The sequence below is a fragment of the Bacillus sp. FJAT-27251 genome, assembly GCF_001273925.1.
Lineage (GTDB): Bacteria > Bacillota > Bacilli > Bacillales > Cytobacillaceae > Mesobacillus_B.
This window is the reverse complement of record NZ_LIGG01000001.1, coordinates 1,448,203-1,454,202: the sequence shown is the minus strand read 5'-3', so window position 1 is coordinate 1,454,202 and position 6,000 is coordinate 1,448,203. Positions and strand designations below refer to the sequence as shown.

Below are 6,000 nucleotides of genomic sequence, written 5' to 3'. Positions count from 1 at the left end.
CCCTTGGATTTCAGGCACTGAGAGACCCCGTCAGTTACCTTTTTTCGACTCCCCCTTGGATTTCGGGTACTGAGAGAGCCGGTCAGTCCCCCTTTTTCTCCCATCACACTAATTCCCAATCCCGATTCATCCCCTGTACCGGATTGCCAGTCCCTTCAGGAAATTTCGGGCGTACCGGTCGCCGCATTCTTTGTAGTTCTTGTGTCCTTCTTTTCTCAAGAGCGCACTCAATTCGCCTTTTGTCACTTTTACTCCCGCCGAGTCCAGAATTTCAATGATATCCTCGCTTGTTAACTGGAGCGCGATTTTCACCTTCTTCAGGAGCAGGTTGTTCACATGTTCACCGGTCAACGCCATGCTGTCCGGCTGCCCTGGCTTAGGCTCCTGCCTTCCCCTTTTGAAGACTATGAAGCCATTTAAAAAGGACTCGATCATCCGGTTATTAACCTTTAACTGCTCGTCATCGTCCTCCCCGGTCGATTTTATCAGCGCCTGCTGCACATCTGCTTTCGTCATCTCAATGCCGCCAAGCCTGAAGATTTCGGCCATATCTGTATCTTTTATATCCAGTGCATACCTTAATCTGATCAGTATATCGTTATTTTCCAACTAAATAAGCCTCCTGCAGAGTAATCTTTTACCTTTTATGTTCCCCATCTATCTTAACGAAAAATCTGCCAGCCCGGAAATCTTTTCAACTAATCTGCATTGAAATAATTTCAGGAAAAAATAAAAAAGGCTGTCCAAGGAAATTGGAACTCCCTTGGACAGCCTTTTTTACTCTAAATTAAGAAACGATGCTTTGCTTAATTGATTTATGCTCCATTTCTTGCGCTGTACTATTCTCATGCTGGTAAGCACAATACACAAGGAATACCGATACCAGCAAATACGCCATTGAAAACTGCGGAGCCGCATTGAATGCCAATTTGGGTGCGTGCATAAATCCGGCGAAGGAGAGTGCAGCACCAATTAAGGAGAAAATGCTTGCCTTAGCAAATTGACGATCAATGATAAACACTGTAAGTGCACCTAAAATAATCCCGGTAAACATCGCTCCTTGTCCGAGCGGAACGATTCCGGCAGAGATATTGGCTACCGTCTCGCCAGCTGCCGAATTAAAACGTGTCATGATATAGTTTGCAAAATAAGGAAGGATCGCAATCACGACAGCTAAGAAATATTTTGGTTCATTCGATTGGAAAGCTGTTGCTACCATTGAAGCTCCAGCAAATACGAGTATTGGTGCAACGGCTGCAATCGGGATAAGAGCTGAAAGGGCAGCGATTACACCTGTCATGGCGGCAATTCCGAACACAATGGCATTTAAGATGCTATATCCGCGGCCGGCATTCATTGCTTTTGAACCAACGGTCGCCGTATAGACGGTGGTAGGAAACAGTCCGCCGAATACCGCTCCCAGCATGGTGCCAACTCCATCTACAGCCTGGCACTCACGTACATCATAGGAATCTCCGGCAGCAGCCATTGCATCGACGTTATTCATCGTTTCAATTGCATTGTAAATCGTGATTGGTAAAATAACGGCCAGCAAACCGACTAATGCTGTAAATAACAAACTCATTCCCTCAAAAACAGCGAAACTTGGAAGGATGGGATAAAACCCGACATGAGCCAAACCTTCTGCAATTTTATCCGTAGATTGATAGCCTAATGTGAAAGTTAAGACCGTACCAATGATGATGGCAAATAACGAGGTAGGGATATTAAAAGGCATCGCCATCTTTCCTACTACCCCAACAAGAATAATAATGAGTGTTACAAGACCGACAACAGGGATTGAAAAAGTGTTGAACAGCATCTCGCCTGCAATGAACGTAAGTGCCACCCCGGCAAGAGCCCCCAGCATGGCAGCCCGGGGAATCCGATTGCGTACCCAGTTGCCTGTCACACTTACTGCCGCTTCAATTAGACCACTTAAAAATGCAGCAGCGACAGCAACTTTCCATGCAAGCTCATAATCATTTGTCAATGCATATGCCGGCGCAAGGACGCCGAACAAAAAGACGAACATGACGGGCGTACTGATTCCATAGGAAAGTGCCGTGACATCGGTTCTGCCTTCTTTTTTCGCGAGTCGGTTTGCCATATAGGCATAATATAAATTCCCAACCATGACGGCTACAGCGGTACCGGGAATTACTTTTCCAAAGACGATGCTCGCTGGAAATCCCATGCCTAGCATGGTCGCGACGATAATAACAAAATTGGCTAGGTTGTTTTGAAATAAGGAAAAGAAAGCATCCGTATCTTCCTTTTTATACCAAGGATAGTTAACCACTTTATCCATATGCGCATCCTCCTCTTCGGTTAAATTAAAGTTTCTTCTAAAAACGTCACTTTTGAATCTTTTAACGACTGAATACGAGCCAGGGACTCTACTCTAAAGCCTTCTTTTTCCAGTTTTCCCCGTCCGCCCTGGAAGGACTTTTCAATCACAATCCCTACTCCTGCAACTGTTGCGCCTGCTTGTTCCACAATCTCTGTCAAGCCAATCGCCGCATGGCCAGTAGCCAGGAAATCATCAATGATCAACACATGATCGCCGGGTGTAATAAAGTTTTTGGATACTGTGATTTTGTTTGTTTCTTGTTTTGTAAAGGAATAAACATTGCTTGTATAAACATCATCCGTCATTGTCAGCGATTGTTTTTTCCGGGCGAACACGAGTGGAACGCCCAATTCATTCGCAGCCATGAAACTCGGGGCAATCCCTGAGGACTCGATCGTTAAAACCCTGGTTATTTTACGATCCTGAAATCTTTTAACAAATTCCTTCCCGATATTTATCATTAAGGTCGTATCAATTTGGTGATTTAAAAATTGGTCAACTTTTAAGACACCATCCGCTAATACCGATCCTCTCTCTTTAATTGCGAGTTCTAGTTCCTTCATTCCGGTACCTCCTCCAGCCTGGTATAAAAAATCCCATTAAAACACAAAAAGCCGAATGTTATGAGATCACTTTTGACAATAAGTGATTCCCATAACATCCGACTCCAATTTAAAGACAGTTCGAAAGCAGTGGAAAATAGCAAATAAAAGCCCATTTTCCCTACTAAGGAGATCACTTGTAGTCAAGTCATTTACGGTAACTTGGTAGATACTTGTGGGCCATATCCCCACCATTATACAAGTAATATTATTAATTTGTTCGGTTATGAAAGTGATTATATAGTAAATCACTTGAAAATAAAAGCTTTTTTGACAAAAAACGAATAAAAGAAAAAAAACAACCCTTTTTAGTTCGTTTTTCCAGAAGAAGATTTGCATAATATTGTTAAAAAGCACCCTTGTTAGGATGCCTTTAATTATAAATCTTGTGATTAAGTGTCAAGAGGTTCGTTCACACTCACATAATTCACCCTGCTTAGCTGGATAAAGGTGTTTTCAAACTTGACCCATTCCTCACCAGAGTGGACAGTTTGTTTGAAAACCTGATCTTCTGTTTTATCTGTTACCTCAAATTGTGCAGTGTCTCCACCGTCAAAGTAGAAAGTGACACTTAAATTGTTTTCTGACATCAATCCTCTCTCCCTTCTTTAACTTTTATACCCAATTTTTTTAACGTTAAAATAGGAACTGGGCAAAAAAAGAGTGAGGCCCCGGCAGGACACATACAAACAAGGAAATTTGCAATTGTTGGAGAATAAGTAAGGATATTTCTTATTTATAATAAACAGCCATGAAGTGAGGAGAGAAAGAATATTGAACGAACTTATTTATATTAAAGACTACAAAAATGATGAAAACCTACGAAAAAGCTTCAATGAGCTCGCTACTATGGTATTTGGCATAAATTTCGAAGATTGGTACCAAAAGGGGTTCTGGAATGATCGTTATATTCCTTTTTCCTACGTGGATGGTGAAAAAGTTGTAGCAAATGTTTCGGTGAATATTTTAGATTTAGTTATTAACGGTGAGAAAAAAAGGGCACTGCAAATTGGAACTGTTATGACCCACCCTGATTATCGAAAAAGAGGACTTTCTGCCAGATTAATGAATAATGTTTTAGCTGAATATGAGAACAAGTACGACTTCATGTACTTATTTGCGAATCAGGAAGTTTTAGATTTTTACCCTAAGTTTGGATTTAAAGAAGTAAATGAGCATCAATATTCAATGAAATATTCACCTGGCAAATTGGATCCTACCGGCACCCGTAAACTCAATGGCAACAATGAAGACGATGTTAATTTTATATATAATTTTGCATCCAAAAGAGCACCTGTTTCAACCCTTTTTGGAACGGAAAATACACAAGGCATTTTGATGTTTCATTGCATGAATGCTTTTACCAACAACATCTCCTACCTGGAGAGTGAGGATGTTATCGCAATTTATAAAAAGGAAAATAATCATATGGATATTTTCGATATTATTTTTAAAAAAGATATTAATATACATAATATACTTTCAAAAATTACGGATGAAGAGGTTAATAAAATCGTTTTTCATTATACTCCAGATTACCTGGGGATCAATACAGAATCCGAGATTTTTAATGGGAGTGAAGTATTATTTGTCAGGGAGAATGGCACAACTCTTTTTCCATTACAAATGAAACATCCCCTAACGGCCCAAGCATGATTTGTGAGTTCAGTTCACCAACAAAGGTTAATATAAAAATGCTTGGAGTCATTGTGATCCAAGCATTTTCTTTGCTAATTTACTTACAAGCCTTTGCCTTGAATTGAGACACTTCTACTGGTTCAGATTCTTTGCCTCGAAACGATCAAGCAATGCGCGCACTTCATCTGTTGACTTTGTGCTCATTAACTGATTCCTTAATTCACTCGCCCCGTGGAACCCTTTAACATAGATCTTAAAAAAGCGATGAAGGGCCGTGAACCGTCGAAGCTCCAGATGCGCATACTTATCATGAAGATCCATATGCAATCGTAAAAGCTCAAGCAATTCCTCACTGCTATGTTCTTTTGGCTCTTTTTCAAAGGCAAATGGATTATGGAAAATGCCGCGCCCAATCATAACCCCATCAACGCCATATTGATGGGCGAGCTTCAAGCCGGTTTGACGGTCAGGAATATCCCCATTGATCGTCAAGAGGGTATCTGGTGCCACTTCATCACGAAGTTTTTTAACCTCCGGAATAAGCTCCCAATGAGCAGGTACTTTGCTCATTTCATCCCTTGTACGCAAATGAATGGAAAGGTTGGCAATATCCTGTTTCAATATGTGTGTCAGCCAGGGTCTCCATTCATCCAGATCCGTAAAACCTAGCCTTGTCTTGACGCTTACAGGCAATCCGCCTGCTTTTGCCGCCTGTATTAATTCCGCCGCAACTTCCGGACGGCGGATCAAGCCGCTCCCCTTCCCATGCTGTGTCACATTGGGGACAGGGCAGCCCATATTGATATCCAGACCCTTAAAGCCCATTTCCGCCATCCCAATACTCATTTGCCGAAAGTTCTCAGGCTTGTCTCCCCATATATGGGCGACAATCGGCTGTTCATCCTCTGTAAAAGTCAAACGGCCGCGCACACTTTTGATCCCATCCGGGTGACAATAACTCTCCGAATTTGTAAACTCTGTAAAAAACACATCTGGTCTGGCTGCCTCACTAACCACATGGCGGAAAACAACATCCGTCACTTCTTCCATTGGTGCCAATATAAAAAAAGGTCGTGGTAAATCACGCCAAAAATTATCTGTCATAACATTCAAATCCTCTCTCTATCGAATACCAGGGCAATCACTTGGCAATATTTAAAGAGCAGGTCGTCCCTGCTGCTTTACACTTATACCATTCTTAAGCATTTTTTATCAAAGTTCAATAATAAAATTCATCCATTGATTTTTGAATTCCAATAGCATGGTTCTATGCTATATTTTATAGCATTCTCAAAAAGCTTTTCATCAAAACGGACTTTTTACATCCGTTCGAACAGTTTTTCTTTGCTATTGACCCTTTCCCAATCAAGAACTGCTCCTCTTTATGGGATGTATCCCAATTGTTGT

General features: G+C 41.3%; 6 protein-coding genes and 1 riboswitch. Of the genes, 1 reads left to right on the top strand and 5 read right to left on the bottom strand.

The genetic code is table 11. From position 1 onward, the window contains the following. Positions 1 to 126: 126 nt before the first annotated feature. From ADU22_RS06840 to ADU22_RS06820, 4 genes are all read right to left on the bottom strand, one after another. Complete coding sequence (locus ADU22_RS06840) at positions 127 to 609, bottom strand: YehS family protein (RefSeq protein WP_053361483.1); 483 nt, start codon at positions 607 to 609, stop codon at positions 127 to 129. A gap of 178 nt (positions 610 to 787) precedes the next feature. Continuing rightward, positions 788 to 2,311, bottom strand: coding sequence for an NCS2 family permease (locus tag ADU22_RS06835; protein WP_053361482.1), 1,524 nt, complete (start codon positions 2,309 to 2,311; stop codon positions 788 to 790). Between the two features lie 20 nt (positions 2,312 to 2,331). Continuing rightward, a complete protein-coding gene (locus ADU22_RS06830; RefSeq protein ID WP_053361481.1) occupies positions 2,332 to 2,916 on the bottom strand; it encodes a xanthine phosphoribosyltransferase in 585 nt (194 codons plus the stop codon). 159 nt (positions 2,917 to 3,075) lie between these two features. Next, a riboswitch (purine riboswitch) is annotated at positions 3,076 to 3,177 on the bottom strand. Between the two features lie 170 nt (positions 3,178 to 3,347). Further along, a complete protein-coding gene (locus ADU22_RS06820) occupies positions 3,348 to 3,545 on the bottom strand; it encodes a hypothetical protein (RefSeq protein WP_053361479.1) in 198 nt (65 codons plus the stop codon). A gap of 184 nt (positions 3,546 to 3,729) precedes the next feature. Here ADU22_RS06820 and ADU22_RS06815 point away from each other — a divergent pair, with 184 nt between their 5' ends. After that, entirely contained in the window at positions 3,730 to 4,611 is an 882-nt protein-coding gene (locus ADU22_RS06815) for a GNAT family N-acetyltransferase (RefSeq protein ID WP_053361478.1), read from the top strand. Between the two features lie 114 nt (positions 4,612 to 4,725). On the opposite strand, the gene ADU22_RS06810 is transcribed toward ADU22_RS06815, so the two are convergent. After that, positions 4,726 to 5,697 (bottom strand): tRNA dihydrouridine synthase, encoded by a 972-nt coding sequence (locus tag ADU22_RS06810; protein WP_053361477.1) that lies wholly within the window; start codon positions 5,695 to 5,697, stop codon positions 4,726 to 4,728. Positions 5,698 to 6,000 lie beyond the last annotated feature (303 nt).